Raw genomic sequence first — 19,626 nt, 5'->3', positions numbered from 1 at the left:
TCAAGACACAAGCCGGCCTTGCCGGCGATGGGCTGCAAGGCAGCCCCAATCGCAATCAAACCAGTTCGCGCGATTCGCGAACCATGTCCACGTGCGGAATACCCGCCTCGAGGAACTCTTCGCTGACCACCTTGAAGCCAAGGCGCTCATAGAACGGCGTGGCGTGTACCTGGGCGCTGAGCATCTGCTGCTTGAGGTCACGGTTCTGGGCTTCGACGATCACCGCCTGCATCAGCGCGTCACCGACCTTCAGCCCGCGCCAGTCCTTGAGCACCGAGACCCGGCCGATCTGGCCGTCGGGCAGCAGGCGGGCGGTGCCAATGGCGTAGTCACCCTCCATGGCCAGAAAATGCACGGCAGTGTTGTCGTCGGCATCCCACTCCAGCTCCGGCGGCACGTTCTGTTCGGCGATGAACACAGCTTCACGAATGCGGCGGATATCAGCGTTGTCTTTCTGCCAGTCGGCGAGACGGACGCGAATCTTATTCATTGGCAAACCCCAGGCTTCCTTGTTTGACCAGTTCGCAGATCAAGGTAATGCCTTGATCGTTTTCAAGCCACTGCTCAAGGTTTTCAATGTGCAACGCGTCGGCGGCGCAGATCAGTTTCAGCAGCTCGCGCAGGTCGCCCGGCAGCAGGCGGCTCTGGCCGCTGGCGAACAGCAGCAGGTTGTCGTCGACTTCCGACCAGGCCAGGCGCGCGCTCGGGTTGCGGATCAGGATCGCGCCCTGGGCCAGGCTCTCGATCAGCTCGACTTCGTCCAGCGGCTCGCCGCTGACCAGCTCCGGATAGCGCGGTTCGGTCATGAACTGGCCGAACCAGGTCAGCAGCAGGCGCTCGTCGCCCATGTGCTCGGTGAGCAGCTTTTTCAGGCGGTCGAGGGCGTCGTGCTGGATCTGGTGCGGGTCGCTGACCGGCTCGGCGTCGGCGTCGGTGTAACGCTCTTCGTCAGGCAGGAACTGGCTGAGGAAGTCGGTGAAATGGGTCAGCACTTCAGCGGCGCCCGGCGCGCGGAAGCCCACCGAATAGGTCAGGCAGTCATCTTCGGCAATGCCGTAGTGGGCCAGGCGTGGCGGCAGGTAGAGCATGTCGCCGGGCTCCAGGGTCCACTCGTCGCTCTGCTCGAATTCGGCGAGGATGCGCAGGTCGGCGTGCTCCAGCAGCGGGCTGTCGCTGTCGCACATCTGGCCGATCTTCCAGTTGCGCTTGCCCTGGCCTTGCAGCAGGAACACATCGTAGTTGTCGAAGTGCGGGCCGACGCTGCCGCCGGGCGCTGCGTAGCTGATCATCACATCGTCGATGCGCCAGCTTGGCAGGAAGCGAAAATGCTCCAGCAGTTCGCCGACTTCCGGCACGAACTGATCGACCGCTTGCACCAGCAGGGTCCAGTCGCGCTCGGGCAGGGTGCTGAAGGCATCTTCTTCGAACGGGCCGCGGCGCAGTTCCCATGGGCGCTCGCCGTGCTCGATGACCAGGCGCGATTCGACTTCTTCTTCCAGGGCCAGGCCGGCCAGTTCGTCGGCGTCGATCGGGCTTTCGAAGTCCGGGAAGGCCTGGCGTACCAGCAGGGGTTTCTTCTGCCAGTAGTCGCGCATGAATTCGCGGGCAGTGAGGCCGCCCAGAAGCTGCAGAGGAGTATCAGGATTCATGTGTAACCTATTGAAAAAAAGTAATTTTCTTTCGGTAATAAAAACGCCCGGCTGAGCCGGGCGTTTACGCGCAGGGCGCAGATCAGACGCGTTTGGCTTGAGCCGCGGCATTACCGATGTAGGAGGCTGGAGTCAGCTTCTTCAGCTCGCTGCGAGCCTCTGCCGGCATGTCCAGGCCATCGATGAAGGTCAGCAGCGCTTCGGGGCTGATGCCTTTGCCACGGGTCAGCTCCTTGAGCTTCTCGTAGGGGTTCTCGATGTTGTAGCGGCGCATGACGGTCTGGATCGGCTCGGCGAGAACTTCCCAGCAGGCGTCCAGGTCTTCGGCGATACGTGCTTGGTTGATTTCCAGCTTGCTGATGCCCTTGAGGCTGGCCTCGTAGGCGATCACGCTGTGGGCGAAACCGACGCCCAGGTTGCGCAGCACGGTGGAGTCGGTCAGGTCGCGCTGCCAGCGCGAGACCGGCAGCTTGCTGGCCAGGTGCTGGAACAGGGCATTGGCGATACCCAGGTTGCCTTCGGAGTTTTCGAAGTCGATCGGGTTGACCTTGTGCGGCATGGTCGAGGAGCCGATTTCGCCAGCGATGGTGCGCTGCTTGAAGTAGCCCAGGGAGATGTAGCCCCAGACGTCGCGGTCGAAGTCGATCAGGATGGTGTTGAAGCGGGCGATCGCGTCGAACAGCTCGGCGATATAGTCGTGCGGCTCGATCTGGGTGGTGTACGGGTTGAACACCAGGCCCAGCTCGTCTTCGATGAAGGCGCGGGCGTTGGCTTCCCAGTCGATCTGCGGGTAGGCCGACAGGTGGGCGTTGTAGTTGCCCACGGCGCCGTTGATCTTGCCCAGCAGTGGCACGGCGGCAACCTGGGCGATCTGGCGCTCCAGGCGGTAGACGACGTTGGCCAGCTCTTTGCCCAGAGTGGTTGGCGACGCCGGTTGGCCGTGGGTGCGCGACAGCATCGGCACGTCGGCGAAGCGGTGGGCCAGCTCACGGATGGCCTGGGCGATCTGGCGCATCAGCGGCAGCAGCACGCTGTCGCGGCCTTCGCGCAGCATCAGGGCGTGGGACAGGTTGTTGATGTCCTCGCTGGTGCAGGCAAAGTGGATGAACTCGCTGACCTTGGCAAGCTCCGGCAGCTTGGCGGCCTGCTCCTTGAGCAGGTACTCGATGGCCTTGACGTCGTGGTTGGTGGTGCGCTCGATCTCTTTGACGCGCTCGGCGTGCTCGAGGGCGAACTCATCGGCCAGGCCGTTGAGCAGGGCGTTGGCTTCGGCGGAAAAGGCCGGAACCTCGGCGATCTGCGGGTGGGCGGCCAGGCGCTGGAGCCAGCGAACCTCGACCAGGGCGCGGAAACGGATCAGGCCGTATTCGCTGAAAATAGGGCGCAGGGCCTGGGTTTTGCCGGCGTAGCGGCCGTCAACAGGGGAAACCGCAGTGAGCGAGGAAAGCTGCATGGGGTGTTCTCGGACAGTCAGGCTTTGAAAAGGGCGCATATCATACATGAAAAACGCGCCCGGGTCGGGTGGCTGACAAAAGGTAATGCCAGCAAATCATTCAGTATCATAGTGGCTTCAAAGGCCCCATCGCTGGCAAGCCAGCTCCCACAGGTGCAGTGCATGCCGGCCCTGTGGGAGCTGGCTTGCCCGCAATGGGTGTTCAGCCACGCAACATCGGATACAGCTCTTTGAGCAGTTTGCGCCGGCTGACCACCAACTGCCAGCGATGGCCGCCCAACTGTCGCCACAGGCGCGCGGCGCGGATGCCGGCGAGCAGCAGGGCGCGAATCTTCGAGGCATTGCTTGGCTGCTGCAGGTGGCGCATGTCGCCATGCACCTGGATGCGTTGGCGCAGGGTGCTCAGGGTGTCCTGGTACAGGGCGCCGCTGGAAGCAATGACGTTTTCATGTACCAGGCCGAAATGCTCGGCCTGGGACTGGATTTGCGGCAGGCGGCTGCCGATCACATCGAGCATGTCGCCGCGCTTGGCCAGCTGGCGCTCCAGGCCCAGCATCGACAGGGCATAGCGCAGCGGCTCGCGCTGCAGGCTGCCGGGGTCGCGCTCCAGGGCGCTGGCCAGGGCGCGGTAGCCGTCGCGCAGGTTCAGGTCGTCACCGCCGAACACCTCCAGGGTGTCCTTGGGGTCGCGTACCAGCAGGCTGCCGAGCATGCAGCCAAGGTTCGCCTCGCTGGCCTGGCCGGTGCGGGCGATGCGGTCAACCAGCACCGCGGCCTGGAATACACCGCCCAGGGCAACCAACTGCTCTTGCATGGCATTCATGCGCGCGCGCTCCACGGCTCGGCGGTTTCGATCACGCCGCCGCCGAGGCAGATTTCGCCGTCATAGAACACCACCGACTGGCCTGGCGTCACCGCCCGCTGTGGCTCGTCGAACACCGCGCGGTAGCCGCTTGCGGTCTGTTCCAGGGTGCAGCCCTGATCGCTTTGGCGGTAGCGCACCTTGGCCGTCAGACGCCGTGGGCTGGACAGGTCGATAGGGTTGACCCAGAAGATCTCTGAAGCGAGCAGGGCGCGCGAGAATAGCCACGGGTGTTCGTTACCCTGGCCGACCACCAGCACGTTGCGGGTGAGGTCTTTCTCCAGTACGTACCACGGCTCGTCACCGGCGTCTTTCAGGCCGCCGATGCCCAGGCCCTGGCGCTGGCCGATGGTGTGGTACATCAGGCCGTGGTGACGGCCGATGACTTCGCCGTCGGTGGTCTGGATCTCGCCCGGTTGTGCCGGCAGGTACTGCTTGAGGAAGTCGCTGAAGCGGCGCTCGCCGATAAAGCAGATACCGGTGGAGTCTTTCTTCTTCGCCGTGGCCAGGCCGTGTTTCTCGGCGATGGCGCGCACTTCGGGTTTTTCCAGTTCGCCGACCGGGAACAGCGTGCGGGCGATTTCCTTGCCGCCAACGGCGTGCAGGAAGTAGCTCTGGTCCTTGTTCGGGTCCAGGCCCTTGAGCAGTTCGGTACGCCCGTCAGTGTCGCGGCGGCGCACGTAGTGGCCGGTGGCGATCAGGTCGGCGCCGAGCATCAGCGCGTAGTCGAGAAAGGCTTTGAACTTGATTTCGCGGTTGCAGAGGATGTCCGGGTTCGGTGTGCGCCCGGCCTTGTATTCAGCCAGGAAATGCTCGAAGACGTTGTCCCAGTATTCGGCGGCGAAGTTGGCGGTGTGCAGCTTGATGCCAATGCGGTCGCACACGGCCTGGGCGTCGGCCAGGTCTTCGCGGGCGGTGCAGTATTCGGTGCCGTCGTCCTCTTCCCAGTTCTTCATGAACAGGCCTTCCACCTGGTAGCCCTGCTCCATCAGCAGGAGGGCGGAGACGGAAGAGTCCACGCCGCCGGACATGCCGACGATAACGCGTGTCTTTTCGGGTTCGTAAAGTGCTGGACTGGTCATAGGTACCGGCTGTGTATCTGGAAAAAGACAACGATTCTATCAGGCTGCGGCCTGCAAGGCATCGTTGCTGTCAGTCGCGAATCAACGCCAGGCTGTGCAGCGGGCCGGCCAGGTAATCGTCGATGCAACGCGGCACCAGCTCGCTGCGCCAGCGCTCGGGGTCGGCCAGCAGCTCCTCGCGGCTCAGCCACACGGCGCGCACGATGTCGCTGTCCAGGGCGCGCTCGGGGTGGTGCTTGAGCGGCCTGGCGGCGAAGCAGATGCGCTGGTAGGTCACGCCGTTGCTGGGGGCGGTATACAGGTAGATGCCGACGATGCCGGTCAGCTCGACCTCCCAGGCGGTTTCTTCGAGGGTTTCGCGCCGGGCGGCGTCGAGCAGGCTTTCGTTGGCCTCCAGGTGGCCGGCGGGCTGGTTGAACACGTGCTTGCCGGCCTTGAATTCCTCGACCATGAGGAAGCGGCCCTGGTCTTCGATGATAGTGGCGACGGTGATGTGGGGGCGCACGGTCGATTCTCTCCCTAAGTTGTAAGTTTCAAGCTGCAAGCTACAAGTAAAAGCCGTGCGCGCAAGGCTCTTTCTTGTAGCTTGCAGCTTGAAACTCAAAGCTAAAAAAACCCCGGTGCGTGGCCGGGGTTTTTGTTTACTGCTTCAAGCTGCTTCTCTTACAGCGCGGCAATCGCGCTGTTGAAGGTCTGGCTCGGGCGCATCACTTTGCTGGTCAGCTCGGCATCCGGGTAGTAGTAGCCACCGATGTCGGCCGGCTTGCCCTGCACGGCGTTGAGCTCGGCGACGATGGTTGCTTCGTGCTCGGCCAGGGCTTTTGCCAGTGGGGCGAAGCGCGCTTGCAGGGCGGCGTCGTCGCTCTGGGCGGCCAGGGCCTGGGCCCAGTACAGGGTCAGGTAGAAGTGGCTGCCACGGTTGTCGATACCGCCGACCTTGCGCGCAGGGGACTTGTTGGTGTCCAGGAACTGGCCGGTGGCCTGGTCCAGGGTCGCCGCCAGTACCTTGGCTTTCGGGTTGGTGTAGGCAGTGCTCAGGTGCTCCAGGGAAGCCGCCAGGGCCAGGAACTCACCCAGGGAATCCCAGCGCAGGAAGTTCTCTTCAACCAGTTGCTGGACGTGCTTGGGTGCCGAACCGCCGGCGCCGGTTTCGAACAGGCCGCCGTTGTTCATCAGCGGCACGATCGACAGCATCTTGGCGCTGGTGCCCAGTTCCATGATCGGGAACAGGTCGGTCAGGTAGTCGCGCAGTACGTTGCCGGTGACCGAGATGGTGTCCTGGCCCGCACGGATGCGCTGCAGGGAAACCTTCATGGCCTCGACAGGCGACAGGACGCGGATGTCCAGGCCGGTGGTGTCGTGGTCTTTCAGGTACTTCTGGACCTTCTCGATCAGCACGCCGTCGTGGGCGCGATGCGGGTCGAGCCAGAACAGCGCCGGGGTGTTGCTGGCGCGGGCGCGGTTGACGGCCAGCTTGACCCAGTCCTGGATCGGCGCGTCTTTGACCTGGCACATGCGGAAGATGTCGCCGGCTTCGACGTCCTGGGACAGCAGCAGGTTGCCCTTGCCGTCAACCACGCGGATCACGCCGTCGGCCTTGGCCTGGAAGGTCTTGTCGTGGGAGCCGTACTCTTCGGCTTTCTGCGCCATCAGGCCAACGTTCGGCACGCTGCCCATGGTGGTCGGATCGAAGGCGCCGTGTTGCTTGCAGTCGTCGATAACGGCCTGGTAGATGGTGGCGTAGCAACGATCCGGGATCACTGCCTTGGTGTCTTGCAGCTGGCCTTCGGTGTTCCACATCTTGCCCGAGTCACGGATCATCGCCGGCATCGAGGCGTCGACGATGACGTCGCTTGGCACGTGCAGGTTGGTGATGCCCTTGTCGGAGTTGACCATGGCCAGGGCCGGGCGGACGTCGTAGACGGCTTTGACGTCGGCTTCGATCTGCGCCTGCTGCTCGGCTGGCAGGGTCTTGATACGGGCGTACAGGTCGCCGATACCGTTGTTCAGGTTGAAACCGATCTGCTCCAGTACCGCGGCGTGCTTGTTCAGCGCGTCCTGGTAGTACTCGGCAACGATCTGGCCGAACATGATCGGGTCGGAGACCTTCATCATGGTGGCTTTCAGGTGCACCGACAGCAGCACGCCCTTGGCTTTGGCGTCTTCGATCTCGGCGGCGATGAATTTACGCAGCGCCTTGGTGCTCATGACCGCGCAGTCGACGATTTCGCCGGCCTTGACCGCGGTTTTTTCTTTCAGGACGGTGGTGTTGCCGTTCTTGTCCAGCAGTTCGATGCGCAGGCTGTCATCGGCTTCGATCAGCGCGGCTTTCTCGCTGCCGTAGAAGTCGCCGTGGCTCATGTGGGCCACGTGGGACTTGGAGTCGGCAGCCCAGGCGCCCATCTTGTGCGGGTGCTTGCGTGCGTAGTTCTTGACCGACAGCGGGGCGCGGCGGTCGGAGTTGCCTTCACGCAGGACCGGGTTCACGGCGCTGCCCTTGATGCGGTCGTAGCGAGCCTTGGCTTCTTTCTCGGCGTCGGTGGCGGCGGCTTCAGGGTAGTCAGGAATGTTGAAGCCCTTGGCTTGCAGTTCCTTGATCGCGGCCTTCAGTTGCGGCACCGAGGCGCTGATGTTCGGCAGCTTGATGATGTTGGCTTCTGGCGTGGTTGCCAGTTGGCCCAGTTCTGCCAGGTGGTCGGCCACTTGCTTGTCGGCGCCGAGCTGTTCAGGGAAGGCAGAAAGGATACGGCCGGCCAGAGAGATGTCCCGGGTTTCTACGGCGATGTCGGCGCAAGCGGTGAAGGCTTCGATGACGGGGAGCAATGAATAGGTGGCGAGGGCGGGGGCTTCGTCGGTGAAGGTGTAGATGATCTTGGATCGGGTGGGCATATTCGGGTTAACTCTCTGTTTTGCTGAGCGTGCGCAGAATCTCGAGGTGCGCAGGGTAGGCGCTTCGCTCAGACACATCCATGAGCAGAAGGTCGAAGATTCTGGGCGGTGATGGTGGATTGCATCAGTCGAGTGTCAAACGGCTGAACTGCGGTAACAGCCCAGTCTTGTCGGGGCCGCAGGTCTCGTTTCAGACGGTTCGCCCCCAGTGACCCTTTGGTCACCGGGCGAGTATACCAAAGCCTTGGTCGTATTGATCAAGATCAACCGGTCGCAGGGGCTTTTTTAGACCAAAGATGTAGGCGTTGCTGCCCCATTGCAGGGCATTTGCGCACGTGGTTCCCGTTGCCGTTCAACTGGGGTACGCTCAGGGGATCCAGATGACGAACCACACCAAAAAAAACGGAGTGCAGCATGGGATACCAGAAAATCAAGGTTCCGGCAGTCGGCGACAAAATCACCGTCAATGCGGACCATTCTCTCAATGTTCCTGATAATCCGATCATCCCGTTCATCGAAGGCGACGGCATTGGCGTAGATGTAAGCCCCGTCATGATCAAAGTGGTTGATGCTGCTGTAGAGAAAGCCTATGGGGGCAAGCGCAAGATTTCCTGGATGGAAGTCTACGCCGGTGAAAAAGCCACCCAGGTATACGACCAGGACACCTGGCTGCCCCAGGAAACCCTGGACGCAGTCAAGGATTACGTGGTGTCCATCAAGGGCCCGCTGACCACCCCGGTCGGTGGTGGTATCCGTTCCCTCAACGTTGCCCTGCGCCAGCAGCTGGACCTGTACGTCTGCCTGCGCCCGGTAGTGTGGTTCCAGGGCGTACCGAGCCCGGTGAAAAAACCGGGTGACGTCGACATGGTGATCTTCCGCGAAAACTCCGAAGACATCTATGCCGGCATCGAGTGGAAGGCCGGTTCGCCGGAAGCGACCAAGGTCATCAAGTTCCTGAAGGAAGAAATGGGCGTCACCAAGATCCGTTTCGACCAGGACTGCGGCATCGGCATCAAGCCGGTCTCCAAGGAAGGCACCCAGCGCCTGGTGCGCAAGGCCCTGCAGTATGTGGTGGACAACGACCGCAAGTCGCTGACCATCGTGCACAAGGGCAACATCATGAAGTTCACCGAAGGTGCCTTCAAGGATTGGGGCTACGAAGTGGCCAAGAACGAATTCGGCGCCGAGCTGCTCGATGGCGGCCCGTGGATGAAGTTCAAGAACCCGAAAACCGGCCGTGAAGTCATCGTCAAGGATGCCATTGCCGACGCCATGCTCCAGCAGATCCTGCTGCGCCCGGCCGAATACGACGTGATTGCCACCCTCAACCTCAACGGTGACTACCTGTCCGACGCCCTGGCGGCGGAAGTCGGCGGCATCGGTATTGCCCCGGGCGCCAACCTGTCCGACACCGTGGCGATGTTCGAAGCCACCCACGGCACCGCGCCGAAGTACGCCGGCAAGGACCAGGTCAACCCGGGTTCGGTGATTCTCTCCGCCGAGATGATGCTGCGCCACCTGGGCTGGACCGAGGCGGCCGACCTGATCATCAAGGGCACCAACGGCGCCATCGCCGCCAAGACCGTGACCTACGACTTCGAGCGCCTGATGGAAGGCGCGACGCTGGTCAGCAGCTCCGGTTTCGGTGAGGCTTTGATCAAGCACATGTAAGCGGCACAAGAAAACCGGCCAGTCCTTGCGGGCTGGCCGGTTTTTTTATGTCTGATCGCCGGCTCAGGCTTCAGTCGTTTGCGGGTTGGGGGTGGGGGAGGCGGTGGTTTGTGCGGCGAGGTTCGATATGTTCACCGCGTGCAAGCCCTTGGGGCCCTGGATGATCTCGAAACTGACGGGTTGTCCGGCTTTCAGGGTTTTATAACCGTCCATCTGGATAGCCGAGTAGTGTGCGAACAGGTCCTCTGTTTTCCCGTCTTCATTGATGAAGCCATAGCCCTTGGCGTTGTTGAACCACTTGACTTTACCGCTTGCCATCCTCATATCCCTCTGCAAAGGACTCCATCACTGGAGTATCATCCACTCCATCCGCATATGAACCTGCGAAAATTCTGGTTGACTGCGCGGATCTTTATCGACCACGGTGGGTTCTTATTGGTTGTAACACCGTTTTGCCGATAGTCAAGGTGAGGCGACGGCTGTCCCGCGTCGCCTGTGCGGTCAACCCATAAACCAACCTGTCGAAATGATGAATTTCTTTCCATGCATGCACATAGCCAGATTCGACTAACATTCAATCAGGATCGCCCGCAATCGCATGAGGACGATGGTTCTGGCCTGGCGATACAGGAGGCCAAGCCGGCCCTGCAGGCGCCACCCATGTACAAGGTGGTTTTGTTCAACGATGACTACACACCGATGGATTTCGTCGTCGAAGTGCTCGAGGTGTTTTTTAACCTGAATCGCGAGCTGGCGACCAAGGTCATGCTGGCCGTCCATACAGAAGGACGGGCAGTGTGCGGATTGTTTACCCGGGACATCGCCGAGACCAAGGCCATGCAGGTCAACCAATACGCAAGGGAAAGCCAGCATCCGCTACTCTGTGAAATCGAGAAGGACGGTTAATCGCCGGCCACTTGGGTATGAGGTGAAGCTATGTTAAACCGCGAGCTCGAAGTCACCCTCAATCTGGCCTTCAAGGAGGCACGCTCGAAGCGTCATGAGTTCATGACCGTCGAGCACCTGCTGCTGGCACTATTGGATAATGAGGCCGCCGCGACCGTTCTGCGCGCCTGCGGCGCAAACCTCGACAAACTCAAACACGACCTGCAGGAGTTTATCGACTCCACCACGCCATTGATCCCCGTGCACGACGAGGACCGCGAGACCCAGCCAACCCTGGGCTTCCAGCGTGTACTGCAGCGCGCAGTCTTCCATGTCCAGAGCTCGGGCAAGCGTGAAGTCACCGGTGCCAACGTGCTGGTTGCGATATTCAGCGAACAGGAAAGCCAGGCGGTGTTCCTGCTTAAACAGCAGAGCGTGGCGCGTATCGACGTGGTCAATTACATCGCCCACGGCATCTCCAAGGTGCCGGGCCATGGTGAACACTCCGAGGGCGAACAGGACATGCAGGACGAGGACGGCGGCGAAACTTCATCGTCGGGCAATCCACTGGATGCCTATGCCAGCAACCTCAACGAACAGGCCCGTCAGGGGCGCATCGACCCGCTGGTCGGTCGCGAGCTCGAAGTCGAGCGCGTGGCGCAGATCCTTGCCCGTCGGCGCAAGAACAACCCGCTGCTGGTCGGTGAGGCCGGTGTCGGTAAAACCGCCATCGCCGAAGGCCTGGCCAAGCGCATCGTCGACGGCCAGGTGCCGGACCTGCTGGCCCACAGCGTGGTCTATTCCCTGGACCTGGGTGCGCTGTTGGCAGGCACCAAGTACCGCGGCGATTTCGAGAAGCGCTTCAAGGCGCTGCTCAACGAACTGCGCAAGCGTCCGCAGGCGATCCTGTTCATCGACGAGATCCACACCATCATCGGTGCCGGTGCGGCCTCCGGCGGGGTAATGGATGCCTCCAACCTGCTCAAGCCGCTGCTGTCTTCGGGTGATATCCGTTGCATCGGCTCGACCACCTTCCAGGAATTTCGCGGCATCTTCGAGAAAGACCGGGCCCTGGCGCGGCGCTTCCAGAAGGTCGATGTCAGCGAGCCATCGGTGGAGGACACCGTGGGCATCCTGCGTGGGCTCAAAGGGCGCTTCGAGAGCCACCACAGCATCGAGTACAGCGATGAGGCCCTGCGCGCCGCTGCCGAGCTTGCAGCGCGCTACATCAACGACCGGCACATGCCCGACAAGGCCATCGATGTGATCGACGAAGCCGGTGCCTACCAGCGCCTGCAACCGGTCGAGATGCGCGTCAAGCGCATCGACGTGCCGCAGGTCGAAGACATCGTCGCCAAAATCGCGCGGATTCCGCCAAAACACGTGACCAGTTCCGACAAGGAGCTACTGCGTAACCTGGAGCGCGACCTCAAGCTCACGGTGTTCGGCCAGGATGCGGCGATCGATTCGCTGGCCACCGCCATCAAGCTGTCCCGTGCTGGCCTCAAGGCGCCGGACAAACCAGTCGGTTCGTTCCTGTTTGCCGGCCCTACCGGTGTCGGTAAAACCGAAGCGGCGCGGCAGTTGGCCAAGGCCCTGGGGGTTGAGCTGGTGCGTTTCGACATGTCCGAGTACATGGAGCGGCACACTGTTTCGCGTCTGATCGGTGCGCCTCCGGGCTACGTCGGTTTCGACCAGGGCGGCCTGCTCACCGAAGCCATCACCAAGCAGCCGCACTGCGTGTTGCTGCTCGATGAAATCGAGAAGGCCCACCCGGAAGTCTTCAACCTGCTGCTGCAGGTGATGGACCACGGTACCCTGACCGACAACAACGGGCGCAAGGCGGACTTCCGTAACGTCATCGTCATCATGACCACTAACGCCGGTGCTGAAACCGCTGCGCGAGCCTCCATCGGCTTCACTCAGCAGGATCATTCCTCCGACGCCATGGAAGTGATCAAGAAGAGCTTCACGCCGGAGTTCCGCAACCGTCTGGACACCATCATCCAGTTTGGCCGCCTCAGCCACGAGACGATCAAGAGCGTGGTGGACAAGTTCCTCATCGAGCTGCAGGCGCAACTGGAAGACAAGCGCGTGCTGCTGGAGGTGAGCGATGCGGCGCGCAGCTGGCTGGCTGCCGGTGGCTACGATGCGCAGATGGGCGCGCGACCAATGGCGCGGCTGATCCAGGACAAGATCAAGCGGCCGTTGGCCGAAGAGATCCTGTTTGGCGAGCTGGCCGAGCATGGCGGTGTGGTGCACATCGACATCCGCGATGGCGAACTGGTGTTCGACTTCGAGACCACGGCTGAGATGGCGTAAGGCAGGCTGGGGCTGCTATGCAGCCCATCGCTGGCAAGCCAGCTCCCACACAATCCCTGTGGGAGCTGCGGTGCGGCGACCCGACTTGCCAGCGATGCTTTTCCAGGACCAACAAAAACGCCCGGCATTTAGCCGGGCGTTTTCGTTGGTGTCGCTTAGCGGGCGCGGTAGGTGATGCGCCCCTTGCTCAGGTCGTAGGGCGTCAGTTCGACGCGGACCTTGTCACCGGTCAGAATACGAATGTAGTTCTTGCGCATCTTTCCGGAGATGTGCGCGGTAACGACGTGCCCATTTTCCAACTCCACACGGAACATGGTGTTGGGCAGGGTGTCGACGACAGTGCCTTCCATTTCGAAGCTGTCTTCTTTCGACATGCAGTAAAGCCCTCGGTGTCCAGTTAATGGCCCGGTGCACAGCTGCGCCAGGCAAAAAAAGTGGCGTGCATTGTGCCCGAAAAATGGACTTCAAGCCAATGATTTCAGTTCAACGTCACCCAGCGTTGATTGATCAACAGCTCGATGGGGCGGTACTGGGTCTTGTAGTTCATCTTTTTGCAGTTTTTGATCCAGTAGCCGAGGTAGACCGCGCCCAGGCCCAGGCGCAGGGCTTCGGTGATCTGCCAGAGGATCGCGAAACGGCCCAGACTGCGCCGTTCTTCGTCCGGCTCGTAGAAGGTGTACACCGCTGACAGGCCGTTGGGCAGCAGGTCGGTGACCGCCACGGCGAGCAGGCGGTCGTCCAGGCGGAACTCGTAAAAACGCGAAAACGGCAGGTCGCGGACCAGGAAGGTGGAAAACTGGTCGCGGCTCGGTGGATACATATCGCCATCGGCGTGGCGCTGCTCGATGTAGCGCCGGTACAACTCGAAATACTCTTCCTTGAATGCCGGGCGGGCGGCAGTGACGGTCAGGTCGGCATTGCGCTTGAGGATGCGTCTTTGCTGGCGGTTGGGCAGAAAGCGTGCAGCCGGGATCCGCGCCGGCACGCAGGCGTTACAGTTCTGGCAGTGCGGGCGATACAGGTGATCGCCGCTGCGCCGGAAGCCCATTTCCGACAGGTCTGCGTAAACGTTGACGTCCATCGGCTGGCTCGGATCGAGAAACAGCGTGGTGGCTTGTTCGTCTGGCAGGTAGCTGCAGGAATGGGGTTGAGTGGCATAAAACTTCAACCGCGCCAGCTCTGTCATGATCAACCCCTCGGGAGGTGCTTTTGTTTTAAGTGTAAGCCAGCTGGAAAAACTCGCCTAGCAAACCCAGCTGGCGCGGTTTGGCTGGTCGAGATAACGCTGCAGGTAGTCGGCAAAGGTGGCCCGGGCGATGGCGCGGGCGCCGAGGCTGTGCAGGTGGTCGGTAGGCATCTGACAATCAATCAGGACGAATCCTGCCTGTTGCAGGTGCTCGACCAGGGCGACAAAACCGACTTTGGAGGCGTTGTCGGCGCGACTGAACATCGATTCGCCGAAAAACAGCCGGCCCATGGCCAGGCCGTACAGGCCGCCCACCAGTTCGCCGCCCTGGCGAACCTCGACCGAATGGGCAAAGCCCTGCTGGTGCAGCTTCAGGTAGGCCGCCTGCATGCTGTCGGTGATCCAGGTGCCGTCGGCATAGTCGCGGGGCGCGGCGCAGGCGTTGATGACGGCGGCAAAGTCCTGGTCGAAGCTGACCTGGTAGTGGCCCTGACGGATGAACTTGCGCAGCGAGCGTGACACGTGCAGTTCGTCGGGGAACAGCACGGTGCGCGGGTCAGGCGACCACCAGAGGATCGGTTGGCCGTCCTGGTACCAGGGGAAGCAGCCGTGGCGATAGGCCTGCACCAGGCGTTCGGCACTCAGGTCGCCGCCGGCGGCGAGCAGGCCGTTGGGGTCGCGCAGGGCTTTGTCCAGCGGCGGAAAGGTCAGGGTGTCGCGGCTCAACCAGGTCAGCATCGTGGTCCAGTGATGGAAGAGGGGAGGGCACCCAGCATGGCCTGAAAAAGCCTCGCGGGACAAGCCTGCTCCTGCAGCTGTGGTGCCTGCAGGCAACTTGCATGACCCTTTGTTGTCACACTTGCACAAAAACACCGCATAAGCCTTTGTCACAAAAGAAAATGCATGCTCAAATTGCTGTATAGGAAATTGGCCCCCGTTTACGCTTCATTCTGGCGTGCCGCCATGGCGGTAGGCGGGCAGTAATGTTAAAAGTAGTGGTTTGTTGACTGTTCAGTTGGGTCAATCACTGTTGGACGCGCAATGAGCGCAGGAATAGACGCGTTTTGAAGAAATCCACCGCAACACCCAGTCCCTTGCCCGTGCCGCTCTGGCGCCAGCAGCTGCACTATCGGCTCAAGGAAGGTGCGCTGATCGCCGTGGGCGCGCTGTGCCTGTACCTGTGGATGGCCTTGCTGACCTACGACCAGGCCGATCCGGGCTTCAGCCACACCAGCAACGTCGAGCAGGTGCAGAATGCCGCCGGTCGTGCCGGTGCCTATTTCGCCGACATCCTGTTCATGGTCCTGGGCTATTTCGCCTACATCTTCCCGTTGCTGCTGGCGATCAAGACCTGGCAGATCTTCCGCGAACGCCACCAGCCCTGGCAGTGGAGCGGCTGGCTGTTTTCCTGGCGCCTGATCGGCCTGGTGTTCCTGGTGCTTTCGGGCGCGGCGCTGGCGCATATTCATTTCCATTCCGCCGCCAGCTTGCCGGCATCGGCCGGTGGCGCCCTGGGCGAAAGCCTTGGCGACCTGGCCAAGAACGCCCTGAACGTGCAGGGCAGCACCCTGATGTTCATTGCCCTGTTCCTGTTCGGCCTGACGGTGTTCACCGACCTGTCGTGGTTCAAGGTCATGGACGTCACCGGCAAGATCACCCTCGACCTGTTCGAGTTGTTCCAGGGCGCCGCCAACCGCTGGTGGGAGGCGCGCAACGAGCGCAAGCGCCTGGTGGCGCAGCTGCGCGAGGTCGATGACCAGGTCCACGAGGTAGTCGCCCCGGTAGCGCCAGATCGCCGTGAGCAGGCCAAGGCCAAGGAGCGCATCATCGAGCGCGACCAGGCCTTGAGCAAACACGTCGCTGAGCGCGTGCAGCAGCCGGCGCCGGTGATCATGCCGGCCCCGGCCAAGGCGCCGGAGCCGAGCAAGCGCGTGCAGAAGGAAAAACAGGCGCCGCTGTTCGTCGACAGCGCCATCGAAGGCACCTTGCCGCCGATCTCGATCCTCGATCCTGCCGAGAAGAAGCAGGTCAACTACTCGCCAGAGTCCCTGGCCGGCGTTGGCCATCTGCTGGAAATCAAGCTCAAGGAATTCGGCGTCGAAGTCTCGGTGGACTCGATCCACCCGGGCCCGGTGATTACCCGTTACGAAATCCAGCCGGCCGCTGGCGTCAAGGTCAGCCGCATCGCCAACCTGGCCAAGGACCTGGCCCGCTCCCTGGCCGTGACCAGCGTGCGTGTGGTTGAAGTGATCCCCGGCAAGACCACCGTCGGTATCGAGATCCCCAACGAAGACCGGCAGATCGTGCGTTTCTCCGAGGTGCTGTCGTCGCCGCAATACGACGAAGCCAAATCGCCGGTGACCATGGCCCTGGGGCACGACATCGGCGGCAAGCCGGTGATCACCGACCTTGCGAAGATGCCGCACTTGCTGGTGGCCGGTACCACCGGTTCCGGTAAGTCGGTGGGCGTTAACGCCATGATCCTGTCGATCCTGTTCAAGTCGGGCCCGGAAGACGCCAAGCTGATCATGATCGACCCGAAAATGCTCGAGCTGTCGATCTACGAAGGCATTCCGCACCTGCTCTGCCCGGTGGTCACCGACATGAAGGACGCCGCCAATGCCCTGCGCTGGAGCGTGGCCGAGATGGAGCGGCGCTACAAGCTGATGGCGGCCATGGGCGTGCGTAACCTGGCCGGCTTCAACCGCAAGGTCAAGGACGCCGAAGAGGCCGGCGAGCCGATCTACGACCCGATGTTCAAGCGCGAAAGCATGGACGACGTGCCGCCGCTGCTGAAAACCCTGCCGACCATCGTGGTGATCGTCGACGAGTTCGCCGACATGATGATGATCGTCGGCAAGAAGGTCGAAGAACTGATTGCCCGTATCGCCCAGAAGGCCCGTGCTGCCGGTATCCACCTGATTCTCGCCACCCAGCGGCCGTCGGTGGATGTGATTACCGGCCTGATCAAGGCCAACATCCCGACGCGGATGGCCTTCCAGGTCTCGAGCAAGATCGACTCGCGGACCATCATCGACCAGGGCGGCGCTGAACAGCTGCTCGGCCACGGTGACATGCTCTACATGCCGCCAGGCACCAGCCTGCCGATCCGTGTGCACGGCGCCTTCGTTTCCGATGACGAGGTCCATCGCGTAGTCGAGGCCTGGAAGCTGCGCGGCGCCCCGGACTACAACGACGACATCCTTAGCGGCGTCGAAGAGGCCGGCAGCGGCTTTGACGGCGGCGGTGGTGGCGGTGACGGCGATGACGCCGAGACCGATGCGCTCTACGATGAAGCCGTGCAGTTCGTGCTGGAAAGCCGCCGTGCGTCCATCTCCGCCGTACAGCGCAAGCTGAAGATCGGCTACAACCGCGCCGCGCGGATGATCGAGGCGATGGAAATGGCCGGTGTGGTCACCGCCATGAACACCAACGGTTCGCGCGAAGTGATTGCCCCCGGGCCGTCCCGCGACTGATGATCCAACCCGCTGGCGGCCAGTGACGGCCGCCGGCCCCTTCATACTGCAACGAGGATTTCCATGCGCCTGATTCGCATGCTGTTGGTTTCCGCTATGGCCCTGTCCAGCGCTTCGGCAATTGCCGCCGAGGCCGATGCCGCGCGCCTGACCCAGTTGCTGGACAAATCCAGGACCATCAGCGCCAATTTCTCCCAGCTGACCCTCGATGGCACCGGCACCCAGTTGCAGGAAACCACAGGGCAGATGGCCGTGCAGCGTCCGGGCCTGTTCTACTGGCACACCGACGCACCAGCCGAGCAAGTGGTGGTGTCGGACGGCAAGAACGTCACCCTGTGGGACCCGGACCTGGAACAGGCTACCATCAAGAAACTCGACCAGCGCCTGACCGAAACCCCGGCACTGTTGCTGTCTGGTGACGTATCGAAGATCAGCCAGAGCTTCGACATCACCTCCAAGGAGCAGGGCGAGGTCATGGATTTCGTGCTCAAGCCGAAAACCAAGGACACCCTGTTCGACTCCCTGCGCCTGTCGTTCCGTCGCGGCCTGGTCAATGACATGCAACTGATCGACAGCGTCGGCCAGCGCACCAACATCCTGTTCACCGCGGTCAAGGCCAACGAGGCGATCCCGGCGAGCAAGTTCAAGTTCGATATCCCCAAAGGTGCGGATGTCATCTCCGAGTAAGAGGTAGTAGCGCCGCCCATGGACCTGTTTCGTAGCGACCCCGTAGCCCAGCCCCTGGCCGCGCGCCTGCGCCCGGCCAACCTGGACGAGTACGTTGGCCAGGAGCACCTGCTGGCCCGCGGCAAACCGCTGCGCGAGGCACTGGAAGCGGGCGCGCTGCACTCGATGATCTTCTGGGGCCCGCCCGGGGTCGGCAAGACCACCCTGGCGCGGCTGCTGGCGCAGTTCTGCGATGCTCACTTCGAGACCGTCTCGGCGGTCCTGGCCGGGGTCAAGGAGATCCGCCACGCGGTGGACATCGCCAAGCAGCAGGCCGGGCAGTACGGGCGGCGGACGATTCTGTTCGTCGACGAGGTACACCGCTTCAACAAGTCCCAGCAGGACGCCTTTTTGCCGTACGTGGAAGACGGCACGCTGATTTTCATCGGCGCCACCACCGAGAACCCTTCGTTCGAGCTCAACAACGCGCTGCTGTCGCGGGCGCGGGTCTATGTGCTGAAAAGCCTCGACGAAGCCGCGCTGCGCAAGCTGGTCAATCGCGCCCTGAGCGAAGAACGCGGCCTGGGCAAGCGCCAGTTGCGCGTTGGCGACGAAGCCTTCCAGATGCTCATGGCCGCCGCCGATGGCGATGGCCGGCGCATGCTCAACTTCCTCGAGAACGCCTCGGACCTGGCAGAGGACGGTGGCGAAATCGGCGTCGAGTTGCTGCAGAGCCTGCTCGGCGACAGCCGCCGGCGTTTCGACAAGGGCGGCGAGGCCTTCTACGACCAGATCTCGGCGCTGCACAAGTCGGTGCGCGGCTCCAACCCCGATGGCGCCTTGTACTGGTTTGCGCGCATGCTCGATGGCGGCTGCGACCCGCTGTACATCGCCCGGCGCGTGGTGCGCATGGCCAGCGAAGACATCGGCAACGCCGACCCCCGCGCCCTGAGCCTGTGCCTGGCGGCCTGGGAAGTGCAGGAGCGCCTGGGCAGCCCCGAAGGCGAGTTGGCGGTGGCCCAGGCCATTACTTACCTGGCCTGCGCACCGAAGAGCAACGCGGTGTACATGGGCTTCAAGTCCGCCCTGCGCGAGGCCGGCGAGCACGGTTCGCTGGAAGTACCGCTGCACCTGCGCAACGCTCCGACCAAGCTGATGAAGCAACTGGGCTACGGTGACGAATACCGCTACGCCCACGACGAGCCGGATGCCTATGCTGCTGGTGAAGACTACTTCCCCGACAACCTTGAGCCGCGCCAGTACTACCAACCGGTGCCGCGTGGCCTGGAGCTGAAGATCGGCGAGAAGCTCAAGCACCTGGCCGAACTCGACCGCAACAGCCCGCGGCAGCGGAGAAAACCATGATTGCCGTGATCGCCGCAGTCAGCGCCGGGGGCATCGTTGGCACCTTGATGCGCTTTGCCACCGCCAATTGGGTCAACGCGCACTGGCCACGCCACTTCTATCTCGGTACGCTGGCGGTCA

Annotated in this window: 17 protein-coding genes and 1 pseudogene; 7 read left to right on the top strand and 11 right to left on the bottom strand. The window is 62.3% G+C overall.

The features are described from left to right. Positions 1-55 precede the first annotated feature (55 nt). The 7 genes from UW3_RS0125250 to UW3_RS0125220 form a co-directional block, all read right to left on the bottom strand. Positions 56-490: a GNAT family N-acetyltransferase gene (locus UW3_RS0125250; RefSeq protein WP_010226763.1), complete on the bottom strand. Its 435-nt coding sequence runs from the start codon at positions 488-490 to the stop codon at positions 56-58. Then, the gene (locus UW3_RS0125245) at positions 483-1,649 is read right to left on the bottom strand and encodes a ribosomal protein uL16 3-hydroxylase (RefSeq protein ID WP_010226762.1); all 1,167 of its coding nucleotides are present in this window, start codon (positions 1,647-1,649) and stop codon (positions 483-485) included. Before UW3_RS0125245 ends, UW3_RS0125250 begins: the two co-directional genes overlap by 8 nt. Positions 1,650-1,731: 82 nt before the next feature. Beyond that, complete coding sequence (purB, locus tag UW3_RS0125240; protein ID WP_010226761.1) at positions 1,732-3,102, bottom strand: adenylosuccinate lyase; 1,371 nt, start codon at positions 3,100-3,102, stop codon at positions 1,732-1,734. A gap of 202 nt (positions 3,103-3,304) precedes the next feature. After that, positions 3,305-3,925, bottom strand: coding sequence for a high frequency lysogenization protein HflD (hflD, locus tag UW3_RS0125235; protein WP_010226760.1), 621 nt, complete (start codon positions 3,923-3,925; stop codon positions 3,305-3,307). Then, the gene (gene mnmA / locus UW3_RS0125230; RefSeq protein ID WP_010226758.1) at positions 3,922-5,046 is read right to left on the bottom strand and encodes a tRNA 2-thiouridine(34) synthase MnmA; all 1,125 of its coding nucleotides are present in this window, start codon (positions 5,044-5,046) and stop codon (positions 3,922-3,924) included. Before mnmA ends, hflD begins: the two co-directional genes overlap by 4 nt. A gap of 70 nt (positions 5,047-5,116) precedes the next feature. After that, the gene (locus UW3_RS0125225; protein WP_010226757.1) at positions 5,117-5,551 is read right to left on the bottom strand and encodes an NUDIX hydrolase; all 435 of its coding nucleotides are present in this window, start codon (positions 5,549-5,551) and stop codon (positions 5,117-5,119) included. Between the two features lie 158 nt (positions 5,552-5,709). Further along, positions 5,710-7,935 carry an NADP-dependent isocitrate dehydrogenase gene (locus UW3_RS0125220; RefSeq protein WP_010226756.1) on the bottom strand — a complete coding sequence of 742 codons (2,226 nt, stop codon included), beginning with the start codon at positions 7,933-7,935 and terminating at the stop codon, positions 5,710-5,712. A 414-nt stretch (positions 7,936-8,349) separates the two neighbouring features. Here UW3_RS0125220 and icd point away from each other — a divergent pair, with 414 nt between their 5' ends. Continuing rightward, positions 8,350-9,606 (top strand): NADP-dependent isocitrate dehydrogenase, encoded by a 1,257-nt coding sequence (icd, locus tag UW3_RS0125215; RefSeq protein WP_010226755.1) that lies wholly within the window; start codon positions 8,350-8,352, stop codon positions 9,604-9,606. A gap of 63 nt (positions 9,607-9,669) precedes the next feature. On the opposite strand, the gene cspD is transcribed toward icd, so the two are convergent. Further along, positions 9,670-9,924, bottom strand: coding sequence for a cold shock domain-containing protein CspD (gene cspD, locus UW3_RS0125210; protein ID WP_026001534.1), 255 nt, complete (start codon positions 9,922-9,924; stop codon positions 9,670-9,672). Between the two features lie 225 nt (positions 9,925-10,149). Here cspD and clpS point away from each other — a divergent pair, with 225 nt between their 5' ends. Together clpS and clpA are read left to right on the top strand one after the other, a co-directional pair. After that, positions 10,150-10,512, top strand: coding sequence for an ATP-dependent Clp protease adapter ClpS (gene clpS, locus UW3_RS0125205; RefSeq protein ID WP_010226753.1), 363 nt, complete (start codon positions 10,150-10,152; stop codon positions 10,510-10,512). Between the two features lie 30 nt (positions 10,513-10,542). Continuing rightward, positions 10,543-12,813 (top strand): ATP-dependent Clp protease ATP-binding subunit ClpA, encoded by a 2,271-nt coding sequence (gene clpA / locus UW3_RS0125200; protein ID WP_010226749.1) that lies wholly within the window; start codon positions 10,543-10,545, stop codon positions 12,811-12,813. A gap of 155 nt (positions 12,814-12,968) precedes the next feature. Here clpA and infA read toward each other — a convergent pair whose 3' ends face one another. The 3 genes from infA to aat all read right to left on the bottom strand — a co-directional run bounded on the left by infA (position 12,969) and on the right by aat (position 14,737). Continuing rightward, complete coding sequence (gene infA, locus UW3_RS0125195) at positions 12,969-13,187, bottom strand: translation initiation factor IF-1 (protein ID WP_002553999.1); 219 nt, start codon at positions 13,185-13,187, stop codon at positions 12,969-12,971. Positions 13,188-13,291: 104 nt separating this feature from the next. Beyond that, positions 13,292-13,999, bottom strand: a complete 708-nt coding sequence (locus tag UW3_RS0125190) for an arginyltransferase (protein WP_010226748.1) — start codon at positions 13,997-13,999, stop codon at positions 13,292-13,294. Positions 14,000-14,056: 57 nt separating this feature from the next. After that, positions 14,057-14,737, bottom strand: coding sequence for a leucyl/phenylalanyl-tRNA--protein transferase (aat, locus tag UW3_RS0125185; RefSeq protein WP_010226746.1), 681 nt, complete (start codon positions 14,735-14,737; stop codon positions 14,057-14,059). A 326-nt stretch (positions 14,738-15,063) separates the two neighbouring features. Between aat and ftsK the strand changes: the two genes are divergently transcribed. From ftsK to UW3_RS30010, 4 genes and pseudogenes are all read left to right on the top strand, one after another. Next, a complete protein-coding gene (gene ftsK, locus UW3_RS0125180; RefSeq protein ID WP_026001533.1) occupies positions 15,064-17,475 on the top strand; it encodes a DNA translocase FtsK in 2,412 nt (803 codons plus the stop codon). A 63-nt stretch (positions 17,476-17,538) separates the two neighbouring features. Next, positions 17,539-18,162 (top strand): outer membrane lipoprotein periplasmic chaperone LolA, encoded by a 624-nt coding sequence (lolA, locus tag UW3_RS0125175; RefSeq protein ID WP_010226741.1) that lies wholly within the window; start codon positions 17,539-17,541, stop codon positions 18,160-18,162. Positions 18,163-18,180: 18 nt separating this feature from the next. Then, the gene (locus UW3_RS0125170; protein ID WP_010226740.1) at positions 18,181-19,506 is read left to right on the top strand and encodes a replication-associated recombination protein A; all 1,326 of its coding nucleotides are present in this window, start codon (positions 18,181-18,183) and stop codon (positions 19,504-19,506) included. Beyond that, positions 19,503-19,626, top strand: a pseudogene (locus UW3_RS30010) (fluoride efflux transporter CrcB); the annotation flags it as partial. The gene UW3_RS0125170 and the pseudogene UW3_RS30010, both read left to right, overlap by 4 nt.

Origin of the sequence: Pseudomonas donghuensis (assembly GCF_000259195.1) — a bacterium.
Lineage (GTDB): Bacteria > Pseudomonadota > Gammaproteobacteria > Pseudomonadales > Pseudomonadaceae > Aquipseudomonas > Aquipseudomonas donghuensis.
The sequence above is the reverse complement of the archived record's forward strand: the minus strand, read 5'-3'. Positions and strand labels throughout refer to the sequence as shown.

What these genes read in the sequence shown, in the direction of transcription:
- UW3_RS0125250 (WP_010226763.1), bottom strand. Translation starts at nt 490, where the DNA reads ATGAATAAGATTCGCGTCCGTCTCGCCGACTGGCAGAAAGACAACGCT.
- UW3_RS0125245 (WP_010226762.1), bottom strand. Translation starts at nt 1,649, where the DNA reads ATGAATCCTGATACTCCTCTGCAGCTTCTGGGCGGCCTCACTGCCCGC.
- purB (WP_010226761.1), bottom strand. Translation starts at nt 3,102, where the DNA reads ATGCAGCTTTCCTCGCTCACTGCGGTTTCCCCTGTTGACGGCCGCTAC.
- hflD (WP_010226760.1), bottom strand. Translation starts at nt 3,925, where the DNA reads ATGAATGCCATGCAAGAGCAGTTGGTTGCCCTGGGCGGTGTATTCCAG.
- mnmA (WP_010226758.1), bottom strand. Translation starts at nt 5,046, where the DNA reads ATGACCAGTCCAGCACTTTACGAACCCGAAAAGACACGCGTTATCGTC.
- UW3_RS0125220 (WP_010226756.1), bottom strand. Translation starts at nt 7,935, where the DNA reads ATGCCCACCCGATCCAAGATCATCTACACCTTCACCGACGAAGCCCCC.
- icd (WP_010226755.1), top strand. Translation starts at nt 8,350, where the DNA reads ATGGGATACCAGAAAATCAAGGTTCCGGCAGTCGGCGACAAAATCACC.
- cspD (WP_026001534.1), bottom strand. Translation starts at nt 9,924, where the DNA reads ATGGCAAGCGGTAAAGTCAAGTGGTTCAACAACGCCAAGGGCTATGGC.
- clpS (WP_010226753.1), top strand. Translation starts at nt 10,150, where the DNA reads ATGCATGCACATAGCCAGATTCGACTAACATTCAATCAGGATCGCCCG.
- clpA (WP_010226749.1), top strand. Translation starts at nt 10,543, where the DNA reads ATGTTAAACCGCGAGCTCGAAGTCACCCTCAATCTGGCCTTCAAGGAG.
- infA (WP_002553999.1), bottom strand. Translation starts at nt 13,187, where the DNA reads ATGTCGAAAGAAGACAGCTTCGAAATGGAAGGCACTGTCGTCGACACC.
- UW3_RS0125190 (WP_010226748.1), bottom strand. Translation starts at nt 13,999, where the DNA reads ATGACAGAGCTGGCGCGGTTGAAGTTTTATGCCACTCAACCCCATTCC.
- aat (WP_010226746.1), bottom strand. Translation starts at nt 14,737, where the DNA reads ATGCTGACCTGGTTGAGCCGCGACACCCTGACCTTTCCGCCGCTGGAC.
- lolA (WP_010226741.1), top strand. Translation starts at nt 17,539, where the DNA reads ATGCGCCTGATTCGCATGCTGTTGGTTTCCGCTATGGCCCTGTCCAGC.
- UW3_RS0125170 (WP_010226740.1), top strand. Translation starts at nt 18,181, where the DNA reads ATGGACCTGTTTCGTAGCGACCCCGTAGCCCAGCCCCTGGCCGCGCGC.